The sequence below is a fragment of the Azotobacter tropicalis genome, from assembly GCF_059739045.1.
Map to the genome: position 1 here is coordinate 3365649 of NZ_AP046059.1, position 23044 is coordinate 3388692.

The 23044-nt window shown below is 66.0% G+C and carries 28 protein-coding genes and 1 pseudogene; 21 read left to right on the forward strand and 8 right to left on the reverse strand.

The genetic code is table 11. From position 1 onward, the window contains the following. Positions 1 to 4: 4 nt before the first annotated feature. Positions 5 to 601, reverse strand: coding sequence for a hypothetical protein (locus Atro_RS15925; protein WP_497923788.1), 597 nt, complete (start codon positions 599 to 601; stop codon positions 5 to 7). Positions 602 to 1062: 461 nt separating this feature from the next. On the opposite strand from Atro_RS15925, the gene Atro_RS15930 reads away from it, so the two are divergent. Then, positions 1063 to 2607 (forward strand): sigma-54 interaction domain-containing protein, encoded by a 1545-nt coding sequence (locus Atro_RS15930; RefSeq protein WP_497923790.1) that lies wholly within the window; start codon positions 1063 to 1065, stop codon positions 2605 to 2607. Between the two features lie 27 nt (positions 2608 to 2634). Here Atro_RS15930 and Atro_RS15935 read toward each other — a convergent pair whose 3' ends face one another. Then, complete coding sequence (locus Atro_RS15935) at positions 2635 to 3633, reverse strand: SDR family oxidoreductase (protein ID WP_497923792.1); 999 nt, start codon at positions 3631 to 3633, stop codon at positions 2635 to 2637. Positions 3634 to 3952: 319 nt separating this feature from the next. On the opposite strand from Atro_RS15935, the gene Atro_RS15940 reads away from it, so the two are divergent. Both Atro_RS15940 and Atro_RS15945 read left to right on the forward strand, forming a co-directional pair. Next, a complete protein-coding gene (locus Atro_RS15940) occupies positions 3953 to 4828 on the forward strand; it encodes a manganese catalase family protein (protein WP_497923794.1) in 876 nt (291 codons plus the stop codon). A gap of 153 nt (positions 4829 to 4981) precedes the next feature. Beyond that, positions 4982 to 5473 (forward strand): CinA family protein, encoded by a 492-nt coding sequence (locus Atro_RS15945; RefSeq protein WP_497923796.1) that lies wholly within the window; start codon positions 4982 to 4984, stop codon positions 5471 to 5473. Between the two features lie 34 nt (positions 5474 to 5507). Here the strand turns inward: Atro_RS15945 and Atro_RS15950 are convergent, their stop codons facing one another. From Atro_RS15950 to Atro_RS15965, 4 genes are all read right to left on the reverse strand, one after another. Next, on the reverse strand, positions 5508 to 6830 hold the full coding sequence (locus Atro_RS15950; RefSeq protein ID WP_497923798.1) for a PQQ-dependent sugar dehydrogenase: 1323 nt from the start codon (positions 6828 to 6830) through the stop codon (positions 5508 to 5510). 117 nt (positions 6831 to 6947) lie between these two features. Next, positions 6948 to 7565 (reverse strand): TPM domain-containing protein, encoded by a 618-nt coding sequence (locus tag Atro_RS15955; RefSeq protein ID WP_497923800.1) that lies wholly within the window; start codon positions 7563 to 7565, stop codon positions 6948 to 6950. Between the two features lie 15 nt (positions 7566 to 7580). Beyond that, positions 7581 to 8306, reverse strand: a complete 726-nt coding sequence (locus Atro_RS15960; protein ID WP_497923802.1) for a TPM domain-containing protein — start codon at positions 8304 to 8306, stop codon at positions 7581 to 7583. Next, positions 8303 to 8917, reverse strand: a complete 615-nt coding sequence (locus Atro_RS15965) for a LemA family protein (protein ID WP_497923804.1) — start codon at positions 8915 to 8917, stop codon at positions 8303 to 8305. The genes Atro_RS15960 and Atro_RS15965 overlap by 4 nt, the downstream gene beginning before the upstream one ends. 269 nt (positions 8918 to 9186) lie before the next feature. On the opposite strand from Atro_RS15965, the gene Atro_RS15970 reads away from it, so the two are divergent. After that, a protein-coding gene (locus Atro_RS15970) for an IS3 family transposase (RefSeq protein ID WP_497923805.1) occupies positions 9187 to 10343 on the forward strand; the annotation gives its coding sequence in 2 pieces (ribosomal slippage) (positions 9187 to 9445 and positions 9445 to 10343; 1158 coding nt in all). Between the two features lie 152 nt (positions 10344 to 10495). Here the strand turns inward: Atro_RS15970 and Atro_RS15975 are convergent. Next, positions 10496 to 11398, reverse strand: a complete 903-nt coding sequence (locus Atro_RS15975; RefSeq protein WP_089166988.1) for a LysR family transcriptional regulator — start codon at positions 11396 to 11398, stop codon at positions 10496 to 10498. 113 nt (positions 11399 to 11511) lie between these two features. Between Atro_RS15975 and Atro_RS15980 the strand changes: the two genes are divergently transcribed. Continuing rightward, on the forward strand, positions 11512 to 11940 hold the full coding sequence (locus Atro_RS15980) for a VOC family protein (RefSeq protein ID WP_349617775.1): 429 nt from the start codon (positions 11512 to 11514) through the stop codon (positions 11938 to 11940). Next, positions 11937 to 12524, forward strand: coding sequence for a glutathione S-transferase family protein (locus Atro_RS15985; protein WP_089166990.1), 588 nt, complete (start codon positions 11937 to 11939; stop codon positions 12522 to 12524). Before Atro_RS15980 ends, Atro_RS15985 begins: the two co-directional genes overlap by 4 nt. 133 nt (positions 12525 to 12657) lie before the next feature. On the opposite strand, the pseudogene Atro_RS15990 reads toward Atro_RS15985, so the two are convergent. Next, positions 12658 to 13755: pseudogene (locus Atro_RS15990) on the reverse strand (site-specific integrase). A gap of 1227 nt (positions 13756 to 14982) precedes the next feature. Here Atro_RS15990 and Atro_RS15995 point away from each other — a divergent pair. The 15 genes from Atro_RS15995 to Atro_RS16065 all read left to right on the forward strand — a co-directional run bounded on the left by Atro_RS15995 (position 14983) and on the right by Atro_RS16065 (position 23033). Next, positions 14983 to 15222 (forward strand): hypothetical protein, encoded by a 240-nt coding sequence (locus tag Atro_RS15995; protein ID WP_497923809.1) that lies wholly within the window; start codon positions 14983 to 14985, stop codon positions 15220 to 15222. Then, positions 15215 to 15376: a hypothetical protein gene (locus Atro_RS16000; RefSeq protein WP_497923811.1), complete on the forward strand. Its 162-nt coding sequence runs from the start codon at positions 15215 to 15217 to the stop codon at positions 15374 to 15376. Before Atro_RS15995 ends, Atro_RS16000 begins: the two co-directional genes overlap by 8 nt. Before the next feature lie 70 nt (positions 15377 to 15446). Continuing rightward, positions 15447 to 15755 (forward strand): hypothetical protein, encoded by a 309-nt coding sequence (locus Atro_RS16005; protein ID WP_497923812.1) that lies wholly within the window; start codon positions 15447 to 15449, stop codon positions 15753 to 15755. After that, complete coding sequence (locus Atro_RS16010) at positions 15752 to 16054, forward strand: hypothetical protein (protein WP_497923814.1); 303 nt, start codon at positions 15752 to 15754, stop codon at positions 16052 to 16054. Before Atro_RS16005 ends, Atro_RS16010 begins: the two co-directional genes overlap by 4 nt. A 15-nt stretch (positions 16055 to 16069) precedes the next feature. Further along, on the forward strand, positions 16070 to 16645 hold the full coding sequence (locus Atro_RS16015; protein ID WP_497923816.1) for a hypothetical protein: 576 nt from the start codon (positions 16070 to 16072) through the stop codon (positions 16643 to 16645). A gap of 12 nt (positions 16646 to 16657) precedes the next feature. After that, on the forward strand, positions 16658 to 17824 hold the full coding sequence (locus Atro_RS16020; protein WP_497923818.1) for a hypothetical protein: 1167 nt from the start codon (positions 16658 to 16660) through the stop codon (positions 17822 to 17824). Further along, positions 17824 to 19167: a lytic transglycosylase domain-containing protein gene (locus Atro_RS16025; RefSeq protein WP_497923819.1), complete on the forward strand. Its 1344-nt coding sequence runs from the start codon at positions 17824 to 17826 to the stop codon at positions 19165 to 19167. The genes Atro_RS16020 and Atro_RS16025 overlap by 1 nt, the downstream gene beginning before the upstream one ends. Before the next feature lies 1 nt (position 19168). Beyond that, complete coding sequence (locus Atro_RS16030) at positions 19169 to 19408, forward strand: hypothetical protein (protein WP_497923821.1); 240 nt, start codon at positions 19169 to 19171, stop codon at positions 19406 to 19408. Beyond that, positions 19405 to 20070, forward strand: coding sequence for a hypothetical protein (locus tag Atro_RS16035; RefSeq protein WP_497923822.1), 666 nt, complete (start codon positions 19405 to 19407; stop codon positions 20068 to 20070). Before Atro_RS16030 ends, Atro_RS16035 begins: the two co-directional genes overlap by 4 nt. Further along, positions 20063 to 21238, forward strand: a complete 1176-nt coding sequence (locus Atro_RS16040; RefSeq protein WP_497923823.1) for a hypothetical protein — start codon at positions 20063 to 20065, stop codon at positions 21236 to 21238. The genes Atro_RS16035 and Atro_RS16040 overlap by 8 nt, the downstream gene beginning before the upstream one ends. 9 nt (positions 21239 to 21247) lie before the next feature. Further along, entirely contained in the window at positions 21248 to 21394 is a 147-nt protein-coding gene (locus Atro_RS16045) for a hypothetical protein (RefSeq protein WP_497923825.1), read from the forward strand. Positions 21395 to 21396: 2 nt separating this feature from the next. Beyond that, entirely contained in the window at positions 21397 to 21900 is a 504-nt protein-coding gene (locus Atro_RS16050) for a hypothetical protein (RefSeq protein ID WP_497923827.1), read from the forward strand. Further along, positions 21893 to 22240 carry a hypothetical protein gene (locus Atro_RS16055; protein WP_497923829.1) on the forward strand — a complete coding sequence of 116 codons (348 nt, stop codon included), beginning with the start codon at positions 21893 to 21895 and terminating at the stop codon, positions 22238 to 22240. Before Atro_RS16050 ends, Atro_RS16055 begins: the two co-directional genes overlap by 8 nt. A gap of 14 nt (positions 22241 to 22254) precedes the next feature. Beyond that, positions 22255 to 22587, forward strand: a complete 333-nt coding sequence (locus Atro_RS16060) for a hypothetical protein (RefSeq protein WP_497923831.1) — start codon at positions 22255 to 22257, stop codon at positions 22585 to 22587. Positions 22588 to 22589: 2 nt separating this feature from the next. Continuing rightward, the gene (locus Atro_RS16065) at positions 22590 to 23033 is read left to right on the forward strand and encodes a hypothetical protein (RefSeq protein ID WP_497923833.1); all 444 of its coding nucleotides are present in this window, start codon (positions 22590 to 22592) and stop codon (positions 23031 to 23033) included. The last annotated feature ends 11 nt before the right edge of the window (positions 23034 to 23044 follow it).

Below are 23044 nucleotides of genomic sequence, written 5' to 3' on the forward strand. Positions count from 1 at the left end.
GGCGTCAGCCCTCGCTCTGCTGTGGCGCCGTTGGCTGCGCGAAGCGCCAGTTCTCGAAGGTCTTGGGAAACAGCATGCCGGCGTCGCCGCGCGGGCCGCTGAACACCTGGCGCAGGCGCGGCGCGCCCAGCTTGCCGCTGGGGTCCAGCTCCTCCACCTTGTCCAGCGCCTCCAGGGATTCGGCCTCGCGGCCCAGGCGCGCGAGGTTGTAGGCGTAGGCGGTGAGCGACTGCAGCCAGAGGCGGGTGAAGGCATGCCAGTGGACGAAGTCGGCCATCTCCGCACGGACCGCGCGCCAGTCGGCCGGCAGGCCGAGGCGCCGGGACAGCCACTCGATGCAGGCCAGCGCCCAGTGCGCGGCCTCCAGCGAGCGCCGCCGGTAGAAGTAGAAGCGGTAGGCGACGATGCGCACGCCCAGGGTGTCCGGGGCCTGGTCGATGATTTCCCGGACCAGCGTCTCGGCTTTCTCCGCCTCGTTCCAGTGGGCGAAGATCTCCTTCAGCCGGTCGCGGGTCTCCGGCGGCAGCTGGTGGCTGAAGTGATAGGGCTCGAAACGGTAGATGCGGGCGCTGGCGGGTTGCGACTGGCTGGATTCGGACATGGCGGGGCTCCTGGGGCAGGTGACGGAGCGCCCCTCGCAAGATCGGCGCCAGTGCCGGCGGAGCCTTCCGGTCAGCCGCCGCCGTGCGGCGCCCGGCGGGCGTTCGGCGTCGTGGCCGGGCCTGCCCGGCGCTGCCGTTGCCGGCGTGCGGCCGGGGCCGGGATGTACCGGTGCGTGCGCGACTGGCCGATCTTTCGTTCGTATTCGTACGTTTATGCCGGCGATTGGCGGAATTGGCGGGGCTGGACGCGTGGAACGGAGCTTGCTGTATCTCCTGCGGATGCCGCCTTGGCGGCGCGACCCATGCCCGGAGACACTCTTCTGCCAGCCATGAATGCCCCTAGATACGAACTGCTGCCCGGCGAATCCCGGGCAGTGCTGGAGCGACTCGCGCAACCCCTGCGGTTCCGCCGCGGATCGTCGTCCTCCTGGAACCGGTATCCCCGGACCGGGAGGCGCCCATGAGCCGGCCGGTATCGTCCGGACGGGAGCTGCCGGTGCAGGACAAGCCCTGCGAATGGGACATGGGCGAGTGCCGCACCGAGCTGCTGCCGCTGCTCGGCGAACTGGGGCGCATCGCCAGCGAGGGCGGCGACCTGGCCGGCATCCTGCGCGTTTTGCTGGAACTGATGCAGCGCCATCTGAAGGTGACGCGCGGCATGGTCAACCTGCGCGAGCCGGAGTCGGGGCGGATCTTCATCCAGCAGGGCTGCGGCCTGACCGAGGAGGAAGAGGCGTCGGGCTGCCTGGCCCGCGGCGAAGGTATCGTCGCCCAGGTAGTGGAGAGCGGCCGGGCAGAGGTGCTGCCCGGCGAGGCGGGCCGCCAGTCCTTCCTCTGCGTGCCGATCCGCCGCGACCGCAAGGTGCTGGGCGCCATCGTCGCCGAGCGCCACTACGCCAACCGGCAGATGCTCGAACTGGACGCGGAGATCCTCGCCATCCTCGCCGCCACCACCGCCCAGGCGGTGGAGCTGCACCTGCAGGAGCATGTGCGCAAGGCGGCCCTGGAGGACGAGAACCGCCGCCTGCGCTCGGCCCTGCAGAGCCGTTTCAAGCCCAGCAACATCATCGGCAGTTCGCGGCCGCTGCAGGAGGTCTACGCGCTGATCGAGAAGGTCACCCGCTCGCGGACCACGGTGCTGATCCTCGGCGAGAACGGCGTGGGCAAGGAGCTGGTGGCCAGCGCCATCCACTACAACAGCAGCAACGCCGACGGCCCCTTCATCAAGTTCAACTGCGCCGCCCTGCCGGAGAGCGTGATCGAGAGCGAGCTGTTCGGCCACGAGCGCGGCGCCTTCACCGGGGCGGCGAACCAGCGGCGCGGGCGCTTCGAAGCGGCCGACGGCGGCACCATCTTCCTCGACGAGGTCGGCGAGCTGTCCCTGGCCATGCAGGCCAAGCTGCTGCGGGTGCTGCAGGAGAAGAGCTTCGAGCGGGTCGGCGGCAACCTCACCCACCAGGTCGACCTGCGCATCCTCGCCGCCACCAACCGCGACCTTAGGGCCATGGTGGAGCAGGGGCGCTTTCGCGAGGACCTCTACTACCGGCTCAACGTCTTCCCCATCACCGTGCCGCCGCTGCGCGAGCGCGGTGCCGACATCGCCACCCTGGCCGAGCACTTCATGGCGCGCTTCTCCGGCGAAATGGGCATCGCCGTGGAGCGCATCGCCGCGCCGGCCCTGAGCATGCTGATGTGCTACCACTGGCCGGGCAACGTGCGCGAACTGGAGAACGTCCTCGAGCGGGCGGTGATCCTTTCCGAGGGCGGCGTCATCGAGGCGCACCACCTGCCGCCCTCCCTGCAGATCCCGGCGGTCTGCGAGACCCCGGCCGCCGGCGGCATCCTCGACGTGCGCCTGGGGCAGGCCGAGCACGAGCTGATCGTCGAGGCGCTCAAGCGCCACAAGGGCAACATGACCGAGGCCGCCGCCCATCTGGGCCTGACCCGGCGGATCCTCGGCCTGCGCATGGCCCGGCACAACCTGAACTACAAGGACTTTCGCTGAGGTCCGGCTGCCCGGAGGCGATACGCGCTAATCCGCCAGCCAGGCGGTGAGCGCGATGACCAGCAGGGCCACGAGCGCCACGGCGACGGCGAGCAGCAGGCCGACGGTCCCGGAGGCGAGGCCCAGGGCCTCGTCCCGGGCCTGGTCGGCAAAGCGGCCGGCGGTGCGGTGCAGCCCCTCGACCGGTGCGAACAGGTTGTCCGCACGCTCCGGTGTCTCGTGCTCCGCGGTCTGTTGTCCTGCGTAGGCCCTCTTCGCCAGCAGGCGGTCGAGCAGGCCGGGCATGAGCATGGTGCCGACGATGGCCTGCAGGGTGGCGCGCCCGAGCCAGAGTTCGCGCGGCGCCTCGCCGGCTGCCCGCAGGATGGCGCGCGCGGCCACCTCCGGGCGGTAGATCGGCGGCACCGGCTGCGGACGCTTGTCCATCCTGTTGCGCGCCCAGTCGAACTGGGGGGTGTTGTGGGCCGGCAGCTGGACCATGGTCAGGCGTATCCGGCTGCCGTCGTGGATCAGCTCGCAGCGCAGGGCGTCGGTGAAGCCGCGGATGGCGAACTTCGCCGCGCAGTAGGCCGACTGCAGCGGGATGGCCCGGTAGGCCAGGGCCGAGCCGACCTGGACGATGGTGCCGCGGTCGCGCGGGGTCATGTGGCGCAGGGCCGCCAGGGTGCCGTGCACGAAGCCGAGGTAGGTCACCTCGGTGACGCGGCGGATCTCCGCCGCGCTCAGGCGGCTGACCGGGCTGAAGACGGTGGCCATCGCCGAGTTGACCCACACCTCGATCGGCCCCAGCTCGGCTTCCACCCGGACGGCCGCCCGGTCGATGGCCGCGGCGTCGGCGACGTCGGCGGCGATCGCCAGGACCCGGGCGCCGCTCGCCTGCAGTTCGGCCCGGGTGTCGGACAGGCCCTGCTCGCTGCGGGCGATCAGCGCGACCTGGTAGCCCGCCCGGGCGAAGGCCTGGGCGGTGGCGCGGCCGACCCCGGCGCTGGCGCCGCAGATCACCACGGTGGGAGGGGTATCGGCCATGGCGGTCTCCTTGTGCGGGGGCGGCGGGGCGCCTGCATCGCCCGGAGCGGCAAGTCCCCGGCGGCCTCGAAGTACCGACCGGCTTTCGGCCCGGCGAGTTCCGGGACCGCGGCCATTGGCGGCGGCGCCCCAGGCGCGTCCTTTCCGGCGGGACCGAGACCGGCGCGTTCCTACCACTGGGCATTTTTCCTGAACTATTCGCGGCGGGCGTCGCTCTACCCCCCTGAACGGTGGCGTTCGTGCCACTCGCTTCGACGAAACCCCAAGATACCGGGAGCAATGGAACAGGAGATTGCGACCAACCGTGTGAGGAGGATTTATGTTTGTCCACAACAAGCGTCTTCAATACACCGTCCGGGTTGCGGCACCGAATCCTGGTCTGGCGAATCTGCTGCTGGAGCAGTTTGGCGGGCCACAAGGCGAACTCGCGGCAGCGATGCGCTACTTCACCCAGGGCCTGGCCGAAGACGATGCCGGCCGCAAGGACCTGCTGATGGACATCGCGACCGAGGAGCTCAGCCACCTGGAGATCATCGGCTCGATCGTCGGCATGCTGAACAAGGGCGCGAAAGGGCAGCTGGCCGAGGGCGTCGAGCAGGAGGCCGAGCTGTACCGCTCGCTGACCGGTGGCGGCAACGACTCCCACATCACCTCCCTGCTGTACGGCGGCGGACCGGCCCTGACCAACTCGGGCGGGGTGCCCTGGAATGCGGCCTACATCGACACCATCGGCGAGCCCACGGCCGATCTGCGCTCGAACATCGCGGCCGAGGCCCGCGCCAAGATCATCTACGAGCGGCTGATCAACGTCACCGACGATCCCGGCATCCAGGAGGCGCTCAAGTTCCTGATGACCCGCGAGCTGGCCCACCAGAAGTCGTTCGAGAAGGCGCTGCACTCGATGCAGCCCAACTTTCCGCAAGGGAAGCTGGCGGGCATGCCCGAGTACACCAACACCTACTTCAACATGTCCCAGGGCGCGGACGACGTGCGCGGGCCGTGGAACCAGGGCGCCGAATGGCAGTTCGTCGAGACGCCGCAACCGGCGGTCGACGGCGGCGACGGCATGGCCACCGTGACCCTTCCCGACAAGGACGTGCAGGTCTGGAAGCAGATGGCGTCGCGCACCATGTCCAACCCCTCCGCCGACCCGCTCACCGGTGCCGACCTCGGCTCCGGCAAGACCCATCACTGAGGGGACCGACCGAGGCCGTGCCCTCGGTCCGGCGCATGCCGGGCCCGGGGCCGGCCCCGGACCGGATGACTTCCCGCCGCCTCCCGGCACCCACGACCGCTTCGGCGTCGGTGCCGGAGCGGCGTTCTTCGGCGTTTCCTGCGGAGGGCGAGCATGGAAGACATCGGCAAGCTGGTGACCTTTCTCGAGGAGCGCCAGCTGAAGCTGAGCACCGCCGAGTCCTGCACCTGCGGACTCATGGCCTCGCTTCTGGCGAACGAGCCCGGTTGCGGCCAGGTGCTGGACTGCGGCTTCATCGTCTATTCGCCGCAGTCCAAGCACGGGCTGCTCGGCGTCGATTTCGCCACCATCGAACGCTTCGGCCTGACCAGCGAGGAAGTCGCCACGGAAATGGCGATCGGTGCACTCAAGGCCAGCCGTGCCGATCTGGCGGTGGCCAATACCGGGGTGGCCGACGATTCCGAGGAGGACCCGGGCGGCACCCAGTGCTATGCCTATGCCCTGATGCGGGGCGAGCAGCTGGCCGTGGTCAGCGAGACGGTGCGCTTCGACGGCGACCGGGTCGAGATCCGCAAGCAGGCGGCCCGCCATGGCCTGAGCCGGATTCCGGAAAAGCTCGAAGAGCTGCTGAAAAAGCTCGCTTGACCAGACTGCTCCGCCCGGCGCCGGGCTAATCCGCTCAGCGGGCCGGGGTAACCCGCCACACGACATTTCCCACATCGTCGGCCACCAGCAGCGCGCCCGCCTTGTCGACCGTCACGCCGACCGGCCGCCCATGGGCTTCGTCCTTCTCCTCGTCGACGAAGCCGGTGAGGATGTCCTGCGGCGGCCCGGCGGGGCGTCCCTGCTCGTCGAAGGGCACGAAGATCACCTTGTAGCCGCTGCGCGGCTTGCGGTTCCAGGAGCCGTGCTGGCCGACGAAGGCGCCGTTGCGGTAGCGCGGCGGCAGCAGCTCGCCCTGGTAGAAGGTCAGCCCCAGGGAGGCGGTGTGCGCGCCGAGGGCGTAGTCCGGCACCAGGGCCTTGGCCACCAGATCCGGGCGCGGCGGCTTGACGCGCTCGTCGATGTGTTGGCCGTAGTAGCTGTAGGGCCAGCCGTAGAAGCCGCCGTCGCGGACCGAGGTCATGTAGTCCGGCACCAGGTCGCCGCCGATCTCGTCGCGCTCGTTGACCGCCACCCAGAGCGCGCCGCTGTGCGGCTGCCAGGCCAGGCCGTTGGGGTTGCGCAGGCCGGAGGCGAACAACCGGGTGGCGCCGCTGGCCGGATCGACCTCGAGGATGGCGGCGCGGTTTTCTTCCGCCTCGATACCGTTTTCGGCGACGTTGCTGTTGGAGCCCACGGTGACGTAGAGCTTGCTACCGTCGCGGCTGGCGATCAGGTCCTTGGTCCAGTGGTGATTGCGCGGCCCGGCCGGCAGGTCGGCCACCTTCGTGCCGGGCGCGTCGATCCGGGTTTCGCCTGCCCGGTAGGGAAAACGGACGACGGCGTCGGTGTTGGCGACGTAGAGCTGGTCGCCGACCAGCGCCATGCCGAACGGCGAGTTGAGGTTCTCCAGCAGCGTCGTGCGGATTTCCGCGACCCCGTCGCCGTCCCCGTCGCGCAGCAGGCTGATGCGGTTGGCGCTGGGCACGCCGGCGCCGGCGCGGGCCATCGCCTTCTTCATCACCCAGCCGCGGATGCCCTTGTTGTCGTCGGGCTTGGGCGGCGCGTTGGTTTCGGCGACCAGCACGTCGCCGTTGGGCAGGGTCAGCAGCGTGCGCGGATGATTCAGGCCGCTGGCGAAAGCCTTCACCTGCAGGCCCGCAGCGGCTGTAGGCTGCTTGCCTGGCGGCCAGCCGACCGCCTTGGCGATGTTCACCGTGGGGATCAGGCTCGACGTGGGGGCGGGCAGTTTCGGCTGCGGGCCGTAGCCCTCGCTGACCGGCAGCCTGGCGGTATCGCCACAGCTGCCGAGCAGAAGCAGGAGAGGGGTACCGATGAGCAAGGGAGCGAGGCGCAGCATGGTCGGTCTCCGCGTGGGGCATTGCTGGTTTGACTCGCGCCGTGCGGAAAGTGCGCCTGTTCCGTTCACTTCGCCTTCCTGCCCGGGGGACAGGCCGGCAGACCGCTGCGTGCCGGCCTACGACAGGATCACCAGCCGATTGGGCAGCTCGTTGCGTTCCTGGGTGGCGGGCAAGTGTTCCTTGAGCAGCGCACCGCAGGCCTCAATGCAAGAGAGGAAGCCCTGCAGCGTCTCGCCACGCCCCACCCGGGCGGTGAAGGCTTCGACGATCGCCTGCCAAGTGGCGTCGTCCAGGTGCCTGGAGATGCCCCGGTCGACCAGGATCTCGACATAGCGCTCGGCCTCGGCGACGAAGATCAGCATGCCGCTTTCCGCCGCGGTGTGGTGCAGGCCGAGCTCGATGAACTGCCGCCGCGCCAGGTTGCTGGCACGCCAGTGGCGCACCGGGCGCGGCACCAGCCGGGTGGTGAGGGCGGGAAGGCGGAACACCAGGCTAGCCAGGATGAAGGTCGCCCATTGCGCTAGCAGCAACTGCCCCGCGCTCAGCCAGCCGCCGATCAGGTTCAGCGTGCCGGGCAGCAGCAGGGCGAGCAGCCCGGCCCAGAGCAGGGAGATATAGGTGTAGTCGTCGGCCCGGGTCGCCAGCACGGTGACCAGTTCGGCGTCCGTCTCCCGCTCGATCCGCTCGATCGCCGCAGCGACCTGCCGCTGTTCGCTTTCGGTCAGCAATTTCATCGGTTGTCCATATCCCTACCAGCCACCGGAAGCGCCGCCGCCGCCGAAGCCGCCGCCGCGCCCGCCAAAGCCGCCACCCCCGCCGCCTCCGCCATGCCGCAGGCTGCCGAGCAGGGCGCCGGCGATCAGCGCGCCACGGCCGTGTCCGCCGCGGAACAGCATCAGCATGATCACCAGCAGCACGACCAGCAGGATCGGCGACGGCTCGTCCGCCTTCCGGCTGTCGGAGATCGCTCCCTGTTCGTCTTGCAGGGGTTTGCCGCCCAGCACCCCGAGCATCGCCGTCACACCCTCGCTGACGCCGCGGGCAAAGTCGCCCTGGCGGAAGGCCGGGACGATGAGGTTGTGGATGATCAGCGCGGACTGGGCGTCGGTCAGGCGATCCTCCAGGCCGTAGCCGACCTCGATGCGGACCTGGCGCTCGTCGCGCGCGACGATCAGCAGCGCGCCGTTGTCCCTGCCCTTCTGGCCGATGCCCCAGCGGCGGCCCAGTTCGACGCCGAACTCCTCGATGCTGCGCCCCTGCAGGTCCGGCACGGTGACCACCACCAGCTGATCGCCGGTGGCCTGCTCGTGGGCGGCGAGCATCTGCGTCAGGCGCGTCTCGGTTGCCGCATCGAGCAGTTCGGCGCGATCCACCACCCGTCCGCTCAGGACCGGGAAGCCGGCCTCCTGCGCCAGGACGGCGAGGGCGAAGGCGCAGAGCAGCAGGCCCGGAAGGAGCCTGGTCGCCCGTTTCATCGGAACTTCACTTGCGGTGCCTGTTCTGCGCCCTGGGTCGTGGCCTGGAAGCTCTCGCGGACCGGCAGGTCGCGGTAGAGCACGCTGTGCCAGAGGCGTCCGGGGAAGGTGCGGATCTCGGTGTTGTAACGCTCCACCGCGGCGATGAAGTCGCGGCGCGCCACCGCGATGCGGTTTTCCGTGCCCTCCAGCTGGGACTGCAGGGCGAGGAAATTCTGGTTAGCCTTCAGCTCGGGGTAGCGCTCGGAGACCACCATCAGCCGGCTCAGCGCGCCGCTCAACTGGTCCTGGGCCTGCTGGTACTGCTGCAGCTTCTGCGGATCGTCCAGCGTGCCGGCATCCACCTGGATGGAGGTGGCCTTGGCCCGCGCCTCGATTACCGCCGTCAGGGTCTCCCGCTCGTGCTGGGCGTAAGCCCTGACCGTTTCCACCAGATTGGGGATCAGGTCGGCGCGCCGCTGGTACTGGTTCTCCACCTGCCCCCAGGTCGCCTTCACCTGCTCGTCGTAGGTGGGAATGTCGTTGATGCCGCAGCCCGCCAGAAGCCAGGTCGCGAGCAGGAGCGTGGCCAGTCGCCACTGAAGCCAAAAGCCTTGTCTGGAAAGGGTCATCCGCGTGTCCCGCCTTGCCGAGTGACTGGGTGCCTGCCGGTTGTGCCGGCCGGTCATTGGTAGTCTAGAGGCTGGTGGGCGGTGTGTTTGGAAAGGCGGGTATCGGAGGGCCGCAGTTATCCATGTATCCGGCCTTGGCGAGGAGCGGGATAGGCTCGACGAGCGATCGGGATCGGCGCTGGGGAAAGCTGGTCTGGGAAGGCAGGGGTTTGATCTTGCCCAGCCTCAGTGGACACCCCGTTAAGCGATACACTGCAACGAGGTGATCCATGGCAAGGCAAGCAAGCCCGATGAAACCAACCCGTATCCGCCACTCCCAAGCCTACAAGGACGAAGCGCTGGCCTTGGCCGAACGGATTGGCGTCAGCAAAGCGGCCGAACAGCTTGGGCTGCACCCCTCCCAGCTCTATGGCTGGCGGAGCAGGAAACAGCAGGCCCAGACCAGCAGCGAGCGCGAGCAATTGTTGGCCGACGAAAACGCCCGCCTCAAACGGCTGTTGGCCGAACAGTCCGAGGAGTTGGCCATCGTAAAAAAAGCCGCCGCGTACTTTGCCGGGAGCCTCAAGTGAAGTACGCCTTCATGCAAGCCCATACTCGGCAGTTTCCACTGAAGGTCATGTGCCGTGTGCTGGGCATTGCCCGCAGCGGCTACTACGCCTGGTGTTCGCGCAAGCTCTCGAAGCGCCGCCAGCAACAGACCCAACTGGACCGCCTGGTAGCTCAGGCCGACCACAAGCGGAAGGGGCGCAGCGGGGCTCCGCGGTTATGCCTCGACCTGAAGGCGTCGGGCCTGCCCTGCAATCGCAAGACCGTGGCTGCTTCGATGCGGCGCCAGGGACTGCGGGCCAGGGCTGCCAGGAAGTTCAAGGCCACCACGAATTCCAGGCACTCACTACCGGTGGCGGACAACCTGCTCCGGCAGGACTTCACGACAGCGGCGCCAAACCGGAAGTGGGTGGGCGACATGACTTACCGGCACACGGAAGAAGGCTGGTTGTATCTGGCGGTGATTATCGACCTGTACTCGCGCAGGGTGATCGGCTGGGCTATGGGCGAGCGCATGACGGCCGAGCTGGTCTGCGATGCCCTGCGCATGGCCCTGTGGCGGCGCAAGCAGCCTCAAGGCGTGATCGTGCATACGGATCGAGGCAGCCAGTACTGTTCGGCGGCCTATCGGGAGCTACTCCATGCCCATCGGCTGCGCGGCAGCATGAGCGCGAAGGGCAATGGCTACGACAACGCCTGTGCCGAAAGCTTCTTTCACAGTCTGAAGGTCGAGTGCATCCATGGGGAACGCTTCGGTACGCATGCCCAGATGCGTCAAACCGTGTTCGAGTACATCGAAACCGACTACAACCGCCAGCGTCGTCATAGCACACTGGGATACATCAGTCCGGAAGCCTTCGAGGCCTGGATGAGTGCTTAAACCTGTGTCCACTAGGGCTGGGCAAGATCATCCCAAAGGTTATGTGGCGCGTTGTCGGCTGCTCACCGTGCTAGTTGATGGCGACCCGCTGTGCTCCCAACCGCGCTGTAGGTTGTGGGGCTCATGGCGTGGCTGGCAGAGCTGGCGTTTGCCTAATCGGCGTCTGGATCAGGTGTGCGGGCCTCTAGTTGCGGGCAGGCCCAGTCGACAAAGGTTCTGACGCGTGGTGCGAGTTGCAGACTGTGTGGATAAACCAACTGGATGGGTAGATTCTCCGGTTCGTAGGGGCGCAGGACTCTCAGCAGACGCCCGTCAGCCAGCTCTGCAGCAACCTGATAATGCATCACTCGCGCAATGCCTACACCTTCAACACAGGCCAGGATGGCTGCGCGGATTTGACTGCACATCAGGCGCGGAGTGATTTCTTCTGCCCATTCTTTTTCCCCGGCGCGGAAGTACCAGTGCCGGCCCTGTGACGGAGTGCTGATACAAAAGTGATCACGTAAGGCGCTGGGATGCGCGAGAGCGGGATGGCGTTCGAGGTAGAGCGGGCTGGCACAGGTGACAAGGCGAGTGCTGCTGACTTTGCGAGCGACCAGCCCGGAGTTCGGCAAATGGCCGATGCGTACGGCAAGGTCGATGCGTTCATCTAGTAGCGGGATGATCTGGTCATTGAGGTTCAGCTCAATGCGCAGCGCCTCATGGGCATGAAGAAAGTCATTGACCAGCGGCGCCACGTAGCGATAGCCAAATTCCACCGGTGCTGTGATCCGCAGTTGACCGCGCACGTTCCCGTCCCGCGCTTCTAGGCGCTGCTCCATATCGTCAAATTCAGCCAGGATGCGCCGACTCCAGGTCAGATAGGCTTCGCCCTCATCAGTCAGGGCCATGCGACGGGTACTACGGTTGAGCAGGCGCACACCCAGGTGTTTTTCCAGGGCGGCGAGGGAGCGCACCAGTGACGCCACCGACTGGCCGGAAACGTCGGCAGCAGCACTCAGGCTGCCGCTGTCGACGATGCGCACGAAATTGGCCATGGCCTTCAGCCTGTCCATATCCCTCTCTCATTAGTGCGTTTGTTGCACAGGTGTTATCAGCTCCGCGGCATAGGTCGAACGCGGCTCGCGGGAGACACTCTCCGGGCGTTACCGCAACAGAGAGCTATGCCATGGATACCCCGCAAAATCCCGCCAGAATTTATGCCTATGACCACATTGGCATTCGTGTCAGTGACAAGCGTCGGGCGCTGTCTTTTTACCAGAGCCTGGGCTTTGTGCAGAGCGCGGAATTTTCGCTGTATGAGGCCAACGAAATGCTCACCCCGGACGGGGTACGCATCAACCTGATCTTTAACGGCGCACGCCAGCCCGACGCGCACAACGCGCTGCTGGATGAGCCGATCAAGCTGCCCGGCATCACCCACCCGGCATTCATCGTGGACGACTTGCAAGCCTTGCAACGCTGGTTGGAGGCACGCGGGATCGTCATCACCGAAGGGCCGCATCCGATCGGGCCCAGAAGAATTGCCCTGTTCATCCGCGATCCGGACGGCAACGTCTTGGAGTTCAACCAACTCACCAACGGTGGTCACCTATGAAACTGTACGACCTGCACCCATCAGGGAACTGCTACAAAGTTCGCCTGTTTGCGGCCCTGGCCAATATCAACCTGGAAATAGTGGCGGTGGACTTTCTCAATGGCGAACACAAACGCCCGCCCTTGCTGGAACTGAACCCGCTCGGAGAGCTGCCGGTTCTGGTGGATGGCAAACAGGTCATACGCGACTCCCAGGCCATTCTGGTTTACCTCGCCGGTGCCTATGGCGGACTGGCCTGGTGGCCGGCGCATCCGCAGGGACAGGCAGAAATCGTTCAGTGGCTGTCATTTGCGGCCAACGAAATCCAACACAGCGTCTGTGCCGCACGGCTGGTCGAGAAGTTTGGTTATGCGCTGGATCACGCAGCGGCGGTAGAAAAGTCAGCCAGAGTGTTGGCGCTGCTCGACCAGCACTTGCAGCAGCATGAATGGCTTGCCATTGGCCGCCCCTCAATCGCCGATTGCGCGGTATATCCCTATGTCGCACTGGCCCATGAAGGCGGTGTGGATATTTCGCCATACCGCCACATCGCCCAGTGGATCGAACGCATCGAAGCGCTGCCGGGTTATTTGCCGAAACCATGATCCGCAAGACTCTGAGCGCAATACCAACGAATGCCGCTGCATTCGTTTAATCAATGGCCGAAAACAGCGCGATCGTTCTAGTTGCAGACTGCTGTACGGGGCTCCTGCCAATCATGGTGGCGAGAACCAAGTGTCAGTTCGACTGCTTTGCGCTCCGCTGTTTTCCGGCCCTGCGCATCGAGATGGTATCCAGCTCCTTCACCAGATCCTCGGCGCGCAGGTGCGTGTAGCGACGCAACATTTGCATCGACTTATGGCCGCTGATGGCTGCCACATGCTGGTCGCTCAGGCCGCTTTCTACCAGTCGAATGACTGCCTCATGGCGCAGATCGTGGAAGCGCAGATCGGGCATGCCGAGTTTCTTCTTCAGCAGTCCCCAGGTCTTGGTGAAGGCATAGGGGCGGCGTTTTCCATCCTTTCCTGGTTCGCCAAAGAACACCAGATTGCAATCCTCAGGGCGCAGAGGATTCTCCAGGGCGGCCTTGAAGGCCTCGGTGGCCGACTTGGTGAGGGGAACGGTGCGGGCGCTGTCGTTCTTGGTGTCTGCGAGGCGTACCACGCGCTTTTTCAGGTCGACCTGATGGCAGCGCAGGCCGGTGATTTCCGATGAGCGCATGCCCGTTTCCAATGCGATGCGGACGATCCAGCCCAGCATGGGGTTGCTGTGATTGTTCACGGCGGCCAGCAGGCGCCTTTCCTCGTCAGGGGAAAGGCGGCGGTCACGACCGTCCCCCGGGCTGGGCTTGCGGATGTTCAACACCGGGTTGAAGATCAGGCCCAGTCCCCACTCCTGAATGGCGACGGTGAAGAGGTGGCTGAGCAGGGCCAGTTCGAGTCGCACGGTGTTGTTGCTGGTGGGCCTGCCGTGTTTGTTCAGGGTGTTGAGGCGGGTATCGCGGTAATTGGCGATGACTTCGGCGGAAAGGGCCGCCAGGGAGTATTTCCCTAGGTGCTGGATCAACTGCTTGGCCTTGGTGGCTTCCGCCTTGCGGGTGGTGGGCTTCTTGCTGGGCGACACCTCGGCCAGGTAGCGCTCAAGGGCTTTTTCCAGCGTCAGGCGCTCGGAGCCGCTGCGCTGGATGTACACGCCACGCACCAACTCGTCTTCGGTGCGGCGTGCCCAGTCTTCGGCGTCGCGTTTGGTGCGGAAGGTCTTTGCGTTGGTCGGCCAGCCGGTTTCGCGGACTACGGCTTTCTAGGTGCCGGCAGGTGTTTTGACGATTGTGGCCATCTGAGAAGGACTCCAAAGGCAGGCTGGCGTGCCAGCACTGTACCGATTTTGTACCTTTGGATCATAGGACTGATCCAGATGCCACAACCTTGGGAAGCTTAAAGCCGCGCAGTGCGCGGCTTTGAAGGTGGTGGGCCCGCAGGCCTTAAAACAGACGGGCGAAACACTGGCCGTAGAGCGGTCATTAGTATATGCATACCACTGAATGCCCCCGAATATGCCCCCTGCCTGTTATGCCGCCTCGACAACCGTCGCAGATTCTGTACATTCGTACAGGCGGCACGGCTGCATGGAGTAGGGGCGGCAACCGGCGCCCTCAAGGATGAATACCAGGGGCACGGATCGCCCCTACCTCTTCCAAGCAAGGCAATAGTGATCACCACGGATAGTCGTGGCGGGCATAGAATGGGCAGGCACACCTGCTCTTGGTTTCCCCTCCTGCGGGGGATGAGCCGTAGTGGGTCTTCCCGTCATGACCGAGGATGGTGTGTTCCCCGCGTGTGCGGGGATGAACCGCAATGACCCACGAAACGACGCCCCCGGTTACCGTGTTCCCCGCGTGTGCGGGGATGAACCGGCCCAGCGCGGCCCAGTCGACGAGCTAGAGCTGTGTTCCCCGCGTGTGCGGGGATGAACCGAAGGGCGTCGACATCGAGGATCTGCGGAGGGCGTGTTCCCCGCGTGTGCGGGGATGAACCTTGGTCTTCAGTACGCCGTTCTGGTGTTCCCCACGTAGGCGGGGATGACTGGCAGGCCGAGACAGGGTGTGCCGCTGGCTCGACCGCATGCGCTCGCTGGGCCGCCTGCAGGGGCCATACGCAAGGCGCTGAGCGCCGGGTAATGCGATGGTAGCGGGTAAGGCTCAGCGCCTCGCCACGGGGCAGCCAGGGCGCCTGGCGGGCGCTGAGTCGACCAGGGCGAAGGGCTTTGATCTTCGTCGGCGCCCGACCACCCCCACCCCGTCCCCTTTCGCTCCGATGGGACCCGCTTCGCTACCTCCCCTACTCAGACCCGAGCCCTAACCCCTGAACCTTTACCTGCTCTAACCCTTCCCGAAAAATTTTCCGCAACTTCGCCGAAAACCTAAGACCTCACGACTAGTGTGCCTATAGCAGAGGTCCCGGCGCTCCGTTTGTCGCCCGCCCGTGGGACAACTGTGCCGCTCCGTTGCTTGACACTTTATAAAATTATAAAGTGTCAACATAACAAATCGTCGCAGGTGACGAGATGAACCAGGACAGCATCGATACCGCTCAGCTCGCAGCGCTGCTGGACCGGCAGCCGAACTTTTTGTGCTACGCCGGCGAATTGCCGCCACATCGGGTTGTGCAGGTGGCGAAGACGCGTAAACGAGTGTTCGACGTGGCCGAGCTGGCCGACTGGGCGCTGAGCAAGACGTCCCACCTCACCGAGGCCGAATTGCGGCTCGACGCCGCGCTACGCATGCAAGGAGGCAAACGTGATTGATCGCCGCGACGGTGTGACCCACCGCAAGACGCATGAAGACAGCCCGAACGCCGTAAAAGGCGGCCCGCCCGGCAAGATCCCGTCGACCGGCAACCCGGACAAGGCCAAGAAGCACATCCCCAGCCAGGGGCCGGCGCCGGGGGCGAGTTACTGACGGAACGAAAAAGCCGGCGACTGTGCGACCAGTGCCGGCTCCATGAACCTCAACTTGGACGAGGTACTTGATGTGCAGACTCCAGCTTACCCTTCAGATCGCCCAACGGCCAGCCGGCACCCTGTCGGCGACTGTACTGCCCGCTGACATCGTCATGGCGAACCGCACCCCGCCCCCAGGCGAGTACGACGGCGACCAGCGCTGCCGCTGGACCCGAGACGAGCCTGTCTATGACGGCGGCAAATGCGTTGGCCGGTTCGTCATGGACCGCTATCACTGGATTTCCCAGGCCGACGTCGCCGCCCTGGAGCAGTTCGACCGGGAGCATGTCACCTACTGCCGACAGCGTGCCGCTCAGCTCGCAGGGGGCCGGCCATGAAGAAGATTATCCGCTTTCCGATCGAACGCACCCGGCTGAAATCCGCAGAGCCTGCGGATTTGGGGCCGATGGCCTGCCACATGCCGACCCCTGTGCCGTTCGGCCCGATGACCAGTGGCCTGCTCGGCCTCGGTTACCTGGCCGTGCCGCTGCCGGAGCCGACGTTCACCTTCACCCAAGGCCAGCTCGACGAGCTGTACCGGGCCGTTCGCATTGCGACGATGGAAAACATCATCGCTCAGGCGCTGGTCGACCAGGCCACCGTCGAGCTGGCCCTTGCCAACCCAACTGTCCATTAACCAGGAAGGTCAGCCATGGCAGGCATTTACGACTACCTCCGCAGAATGACGCACCAGGCCGAGGGCACTGGCGGCAACGACATGCTGGGCCAGCTGCAGGGCATGGGCCACGCCCAAGGCGGAAACCAGGGTTTCCAGCCCGGCATGGCGCCGCCGGCGATGGCCCCGCAGCCGACCGGCGTGGCCAAGTACCTGGCCCGCATCGGTCAGACCTTCGGTTTCGGCCCGAACCCCGAGCAGGTACAGCAAACCGCGTGGGCCGGGGCACAGCCTGGCCATGTGCAGATGGGCGGAGAGCAGATCGGTATTCCGCGGCAGCCGTGGGGGTTCGGCGCTGAACCACAGGCGGTGGCCGAATCGCCCGGCGTGCAGCAGGCGCTCGGCCAGATGGACAAGGAGGGTAAACCGCCAATCGACTGGGCCGGCATCGCAGCTGTCATTGGCCAGCAACGTCAGCAGGCGCAGAGCGGCGGTGTTTCGCCCATGCCGATCGCCGGCGGCCGCGGTCAGCGGCACCCCGGCTCCGAGGCCCTGGAAGGTCCGGCGCTGCTCCAGCAGTTCGGTCAGCCCGCCCCCCGCCGAATCGTTTAAGGAGAAACCGACATGGCCGCATTACTCGACTACCTGAACGGACTGAAAACCGACGCACAAGAAGGGCTCGGCCGTGTGCCTGGCCCCGTGATGGTCAGTGCCGGCCTGGCCCTGGCCAATGGCGGCAATGGCATCGATGCCATTGGTGGATATGCTCGCGGCATGGCCGCACACCAACAAGGCCAGCTTGCTGCCCAGGAGCAGCAGATGGCCCTCGAGGAGCACGGGCTCAAGCTGCAGAAACTCGACCAGGAAATTGCCGGCCTGGAGCTGGACAACGCCGGCCAGAAGGCGCTGAACGAAGGACGCCGCCGGATCAGCGCTGTGCTGAAGCAAAACCCAGGACTGACTCCCGAAGAGGCTGTGCGTGCGGCCGTTATCGAGTCTGGGCATGAGGATTGGGTCGACCGCTGGGTCGATGCCGAGGACCGGACAGCGAAACGGGAAGACCTCCAAAAGTATCGCGAGCAGATGGTCGGTGTTGCAGAGCAGAACGCGCAGACCGGTTTCATCAATGCCGGGGCCAACGCTGTCCGCGTCGATTCCGAAGCCCAGGCCAAGGCTGCCGAGCGTGAGCGTGAGCGTGCTCTCACCGAGCAGAAGCTCGACCAGCAGAGCGCTACGGCCGGCGCCGCCTTCGAGGAGGGCACCCGGCGCATCGACGAGTTGCTGGCACACCCAGGGTTCGACCAGATTTACGGCCCGAAGGGCTCCGCCGCCGAAGCCGTCGGCGAGCGGGTCGCCAACACGGTCGGGTCTATCGCCGCCCCCGAGCGCAACGACGCAAACGCTTTGCGCGATGCGATCCAGTCGGACGCTGTGCTGCAGGAGTTCCAGCAGCAAAAAGCGGCCGGCGTTACGTTTGCTGCTGCGACCGAAGGCGAATGGCGGTTGCTCGCCAAGGCGGCAAACGACGCGGCCAACCCAAACCAATCGCCCGCTCAGGCTCGGCAGAAGTGGGGCGAGTACAAGGAGCACCGCGCCAAGCTCTACACCCTGATGCAGGAGGATTACCGCCGGCAGAAGGAAATCATCGGCGGCGGCGGTGCTGGCGGCCAAGGCGCCCAGGGCGGCAAGGTCGTGACTCGCGGCTGGCTTGAGCAGCAGGCGCGCTCGCGGGGCATCAGCACCGAGGAAGCTGTGCAGAAGGCCCGCGCTGCCGGTTATGAGGTGCAGTGATGGACCTTGCACGGCTCGACTTCGAGGCCCTGGACCGCGAGCATGGCCTCCCCGAGGGCACTGTGCGGTCGGTCGCCTGGACGGAAAGCCGGATGGACCCGAAGGCGGTCAGTCCGGCCGGCGCCCAGGGCTTGATGCAACTCATGCCCGCCACGGGCAGGTCGCTCGGCCTGCAGGACCCGTTCGATGCGGTGGAGAACGCCAAGGCGGGTGCCAAGTACCTTGGCCAGTTGTACCGCCATTTCGGCAACGACCTGGCCCTGACCCTGGCGGCGTACAACGCAGGCCCCGGCCGCGTGGCCAAGGGCGGTGTGCTGCCGGCTGAAACCCGCGCCTATGTGCCGAAGGTTCAAGGCTCCATGGCCGCCCAGGAAGCCATCTTCGGTGGCGGTGGCGCGCCGGCGGGCAGAGGCAGCGATCAGGCCGCCACGGCGATCTTCGACAGCGACGGCGCCGCGGCGGCGATCTTCGGGTCTCAACAACAGCAGCAGCCGTCTGCACAGCCTCAGACCGGCCGCGATCCCGACGTACCGCTCGGCATTGGCGAGCCCGGATCGCCGGTCACCCGCCGCGACCCTGACGTGCCCGACGCGCCGCCAGCCCGCCATGCCGGCATGGACGAGGATGTGCCGATGCCCGGCGCCCCCAGCGAATACGTCGTGCCCTTCGCCGGCTCCCAGGAGGATGTCCCAATCGGCATGCGCGTAATTCCACCGTCCGCCCGCCCCATCATCGGGCCATTCGTTCGTGGCCTCACCGACCCTGTCGGCAGCCAGTATCAAGACCTGAGCTGGGCAATACCCGACGAGGCCGAGCGGTACTTATTCGGTGGCCGCACCCTGGCCGAGATAGAGCAGGCCGGCGAGGAGCGCTACCGGGAAGGGCGCGACCCTTCGAGCTTCGATCTAGGCCGTCTCGGCGGTCAACTGGCGGCCAGCACGCTCGCGCTGGGCACGTTGCCGATCGGCCGCGGGGCGCTGAAGGCTGCCGCTACCAACTTCGGCCGTGGAGGCGTTGGGGCAACCATTGTGCCGACCCAAGGCGACCCTGCAGGGCATGTGCAGAACCGTAATGCACAGATGGCCGCGGGCGGTGCTGCGGGACTCGCCGGCGGCCTGGCTACATCGGTGGCCCGGCGCGTGCCCATCGTCGGACCATTGATCGGCAGGACCATCGGACACGCCAATAGCCGACTCGCCCAAGGGCGCGGGGTGGTCGCCGGCAACGTGTTCGCCGGCAGTACCGGCGCAGACCAAGGGCAACCTGTGCCCACCACCCCGCCAGATCCGGCAGCCGACATCTTCGGCGACCAGGACCCGGCCAAGGCCATCTTCGGAGACTGACATGGACGAACGCGAAAAAGCAGCTGTGCAGAAGCGCCAGGAAGCACAGGCCGCCTTCAAGCTGGCCAAACAGCTGGAGCGCGACCTGGAGCGGATGACCGCCGAGATGCACGAGGCGTGGCAGCGATTCCACGCGCTGTCCGACGAGGCAATTCGCCTCGGTGGGCCGTCGGCGCGCAAAAACGCCCAGGACGCTGAGCTGGCCAGCCTGGAGAGCCTCATTAAGGAGCTGACGACATGAGAGTCCTGCCCGAGAAGATCAAGCAGCTGCGCCGTGAATGCGAGCTGTTCAACATCGACACCTCCAAGGCTGTGCCAACCCGTGTGAAGCGTGCCAGACCCGATGGCGCGCCGGACACCGTTGTGCGTGTCGTGCATGAGGCCCCGGCCGTGGTGGGCATCGAGAAGCACCTGCCCGACGGCATGGACCTGGCCCGCGACTGCTGGTCGATGGACGCTGCGATGCAGTACGCACTATGGGTCTGCCTTCACGCGCAAAAGGCTGAGCGTGTGCTCGTTCGCCAGGCCCTCGGGAGCACCCTGGATCTGCACACGATGCAATGCACTCCGCTGACTGCCGAGGAGCTGGACCGGTACAGGGACGAAATGGAATACCGGCGGCGCAGCAAAGAGCTGCGTTCTCAGCTCACCGAGCTGCAGCGCCGAAAAGAGGACAAGGCCAAGGCGGATGCCGCCGAAAAGGCGTTCCGCGACGAGCTGGGCCTCGCCGAGGAAAACGCTGTGCCGTCGCCGGCTGTGCAGCAGGAACAGGCCGCCCAAGCTGCCAGAACGGCAACCAGGCGGCAGCAGGACAACCGTCGCCTGTCCGACCGCATCGCCAACATGACCAGTGCAGGCGCTGCGCCTGCTACTGCTGTGCAGGAGGCACAACATCATGAGTAGCCTGACCGAGTTGTTTGGCCCGGAGCCGACCGACGCCGAGCTTGGCGGCGACGCACACGTCTCCCGCGGTTCGTTCGACGATATCCTCGACGACGTCGTGGGCGAGCTGACCGTGCCGCTGGCCGAGCGCGTCGTCTACAACGAAGACGGCACGCATGGCCGGGAGAAAGATCCTGACTGGTACAAAACCCCGAGGGAGCTGGAGCGAGAAGCGGAAGCCGCCCGCGAGGCCGCCGAGCGCGAAGCCCAGGCCGACGAGTTCGTGACCCCAAACGGTCGCCGGCTGAATCTGCCGTTCGACCTCGAGAATAGCCTGTCAGAGGCCCAGCGCATCGACCTCGAGAACGAGCGTGCCTACCAGGCCGAGCTGCTGGAGGAGGCTGTGGAGCGGGGCGAAGTCGAGCACCCTGGATTGCCAGCATTGCGCGCTCAGATCGAAGCCGGCAACGCCGAGGCCCTGGTCCAGGTCAATGAGTCCAATCTGCAACTGAATCAGGCGCTCGCACAGCATGAGCAGCAGCTCGCGGCATGCCAGCAGCGGATGGCCTACATGGAGCAGGTCTACCACCAGGCGAAGGCGGCGCACGATCAGGCGCTCGCCGACGGCGACGAGCAGACTGTGCAGCAGGCCCGCCAGCTGATCGAGCAGGTCACCGCTGACCATGCCCAGGTTCGCCAGGCCGCGCAACACGCTGTGCAGCAGGCTAAATTCCAGCAGGAACTCACGCAGGGCATCCATATCGCCGCCCGCGCCGAGGCCGAGTTTCGCGCCGCCCAGCCTGACTACGACCACGCCTATCAGCACATCGAGGCGCAGTTCGAGCAGATGCAGCAGGCCCGGTATCCACACTGCACGCCCGAGCAGCACCAACAGGCCAAGGCGATGACCATCGCCGCCTTCGCCCGCCAATGCCAGGCCAACGGCGTGAACGTCGCCCAAGCCCTCTACGAGAAGGCGGTCGAGTTGGGCTATCAACCCCCAGGGTGGGCCAGGAAAGCGCCTCCAGCGGCCTCCCAGGGGCCACAGCAGGCACCTGTGCCGGCACCCGCACAGCCGCACCCTGCCAAGGTTACGCTCGCCCAGGTGGCCGACATGAGCGCCGCCGAGTTCGAGCGGTTTTACAAATCCCTGGAAGCTGCCGGCACCACCCTGCCGGCCGGATGGTAGGAGGGAGTCATGTCCAAAATCATTTATCCATCGCCCCAGGTGGCCGCCGTGCTGATCGCTCGGCGCGACGCTGTTCGCGCCTTGGTCGCCGTCGGGTACACATGGACCGCCGCCGTGGACACCGTCAACCGAGCAACCGAAAGGCAAGGAGGCTGAGCATGCCAACTACACTTACAGCCAGCAGCTACCACACCCCAGGCAGTCAGCCTCACATCGGCATCTGTGCGCTGCACTTCCGGTTCCAGCGCAGTCCTAATTTCCCGGCGTTTCACCCGGACACCTTTGGAAGCCACGGGGACACCATCCTGCTCGCGCAGATCCCAAACCGGGCTCTTGTGCTCGGTGTCTGGGCGCGAGTCGGCGTCAAAAACGACACCGGCGGTGAACTGCGGTTTATCCTGACCCCGGCAAACGCTCGGCCGACGCTGACACTAGCCGTGATCGGCAGCCTGTCCGTTTCCGTGCTGTCATCGCCGTTCAAGTTCGAGCCGAGCCCCAACTTTGCAGCGTTCCGGCTCAGCTACTCGTCCGCAGACGGACTGACTGACAACATCGCGCTCAAGGCGGTGGTCCTGAACAGCACAGCGACGGTGAGCATCTCCTTGGAGGGACACATAATGTACCAGCCTGCGGCCAACGCCTGGCGTAAGAACGATGAGTAGCTTGCATTACCGCCTTGGCGTGCCGGGGTACAAGCACATGAGCGACCGGCAGTGCCTCAACGCCTTGCGCGATCACCTGAACTGGGCCGACCGCACGCTGCCGAGCGACTTCCCCGCACATGCCCTGCACCTGGGGTTCGCTGGCCGGGACGGCGACCTGCGCCGTTACTGCGGCTGCTGTGGCAACCCCGACGAGGTGCGCGAGAGCAGAGCCGGCAGAGCGTGGAAGATCGTCGACGTGGCGGACTACATCGTGGGGAAGCTAAAGGCCCAGCGCGAAGCGCGGATCGCTGAACTTGAAGCCCAAGAGGCCCGGATTGGCCTCAAGCACATGCTTTAGACCAGGAGGTCACCATGCACGGCGATGCCATGCACTTCAGCACCACAGGGCTCGGCGGAGCCTGCGACGAGCCGGTGAAAGGCAAGCGCGGAGCACCGCGCAAGAAGGCCGGCGACGGCGACCCCGTTTTAGCTGCCGTCGACTACCTCGAGGAGGCCGATTTTTGCGGCCGGCGCATGTCTATGGCAGCCAGGAAGGCGGCGCTGGCATGGCTTCGCGGTGTGCGGTTGGGCGCGATCCTGGCTGCACAGGCCCGGCAGAGGGACTGCGGCAGCCGGCCTGACCTGGACCATGAACTGCGCTTCGAGCTGGACCGGCTCGTCGCTCGGCTTGAGAGGAGGGGGTAACCATGGACATGGACGATCTTTCCGCTGGCAGGCTGATCCGCAGCGAGGCCGACAACTGGCAAACGAAACAGCTCGAAGCCGAGAACCGGCGCGCCAGGGCGCAGGCCGCGCAGCGCCGGCTTGAAGCACAGATCGAACTGATCAACACCACCCCGAACATGGTCGCCTACGTGGCCGGCGTGTTCGACGGATCGGTGGCACCTGACCCCGAAAAGACCAAGCTGGCCATCGCGCTGATGAGGAAGATCCTGCCGGATCTCGGCGCGGTGCGCGTAGACGCAGCCGACACGGCTGGCGTGACTGGGGTGAAGCAGGACAAGGGCGACCTTGTGCGATTCCTAGAGGCCACCAGCCAGCAGCTCAACGCTGCGGATGCAGAACGCCTCCACAGCATCGAGGCCGCCATGCAGGAAGGCGGCGACGATGGTGATGAGATCGAGGGGTAGCTCTACCCCTC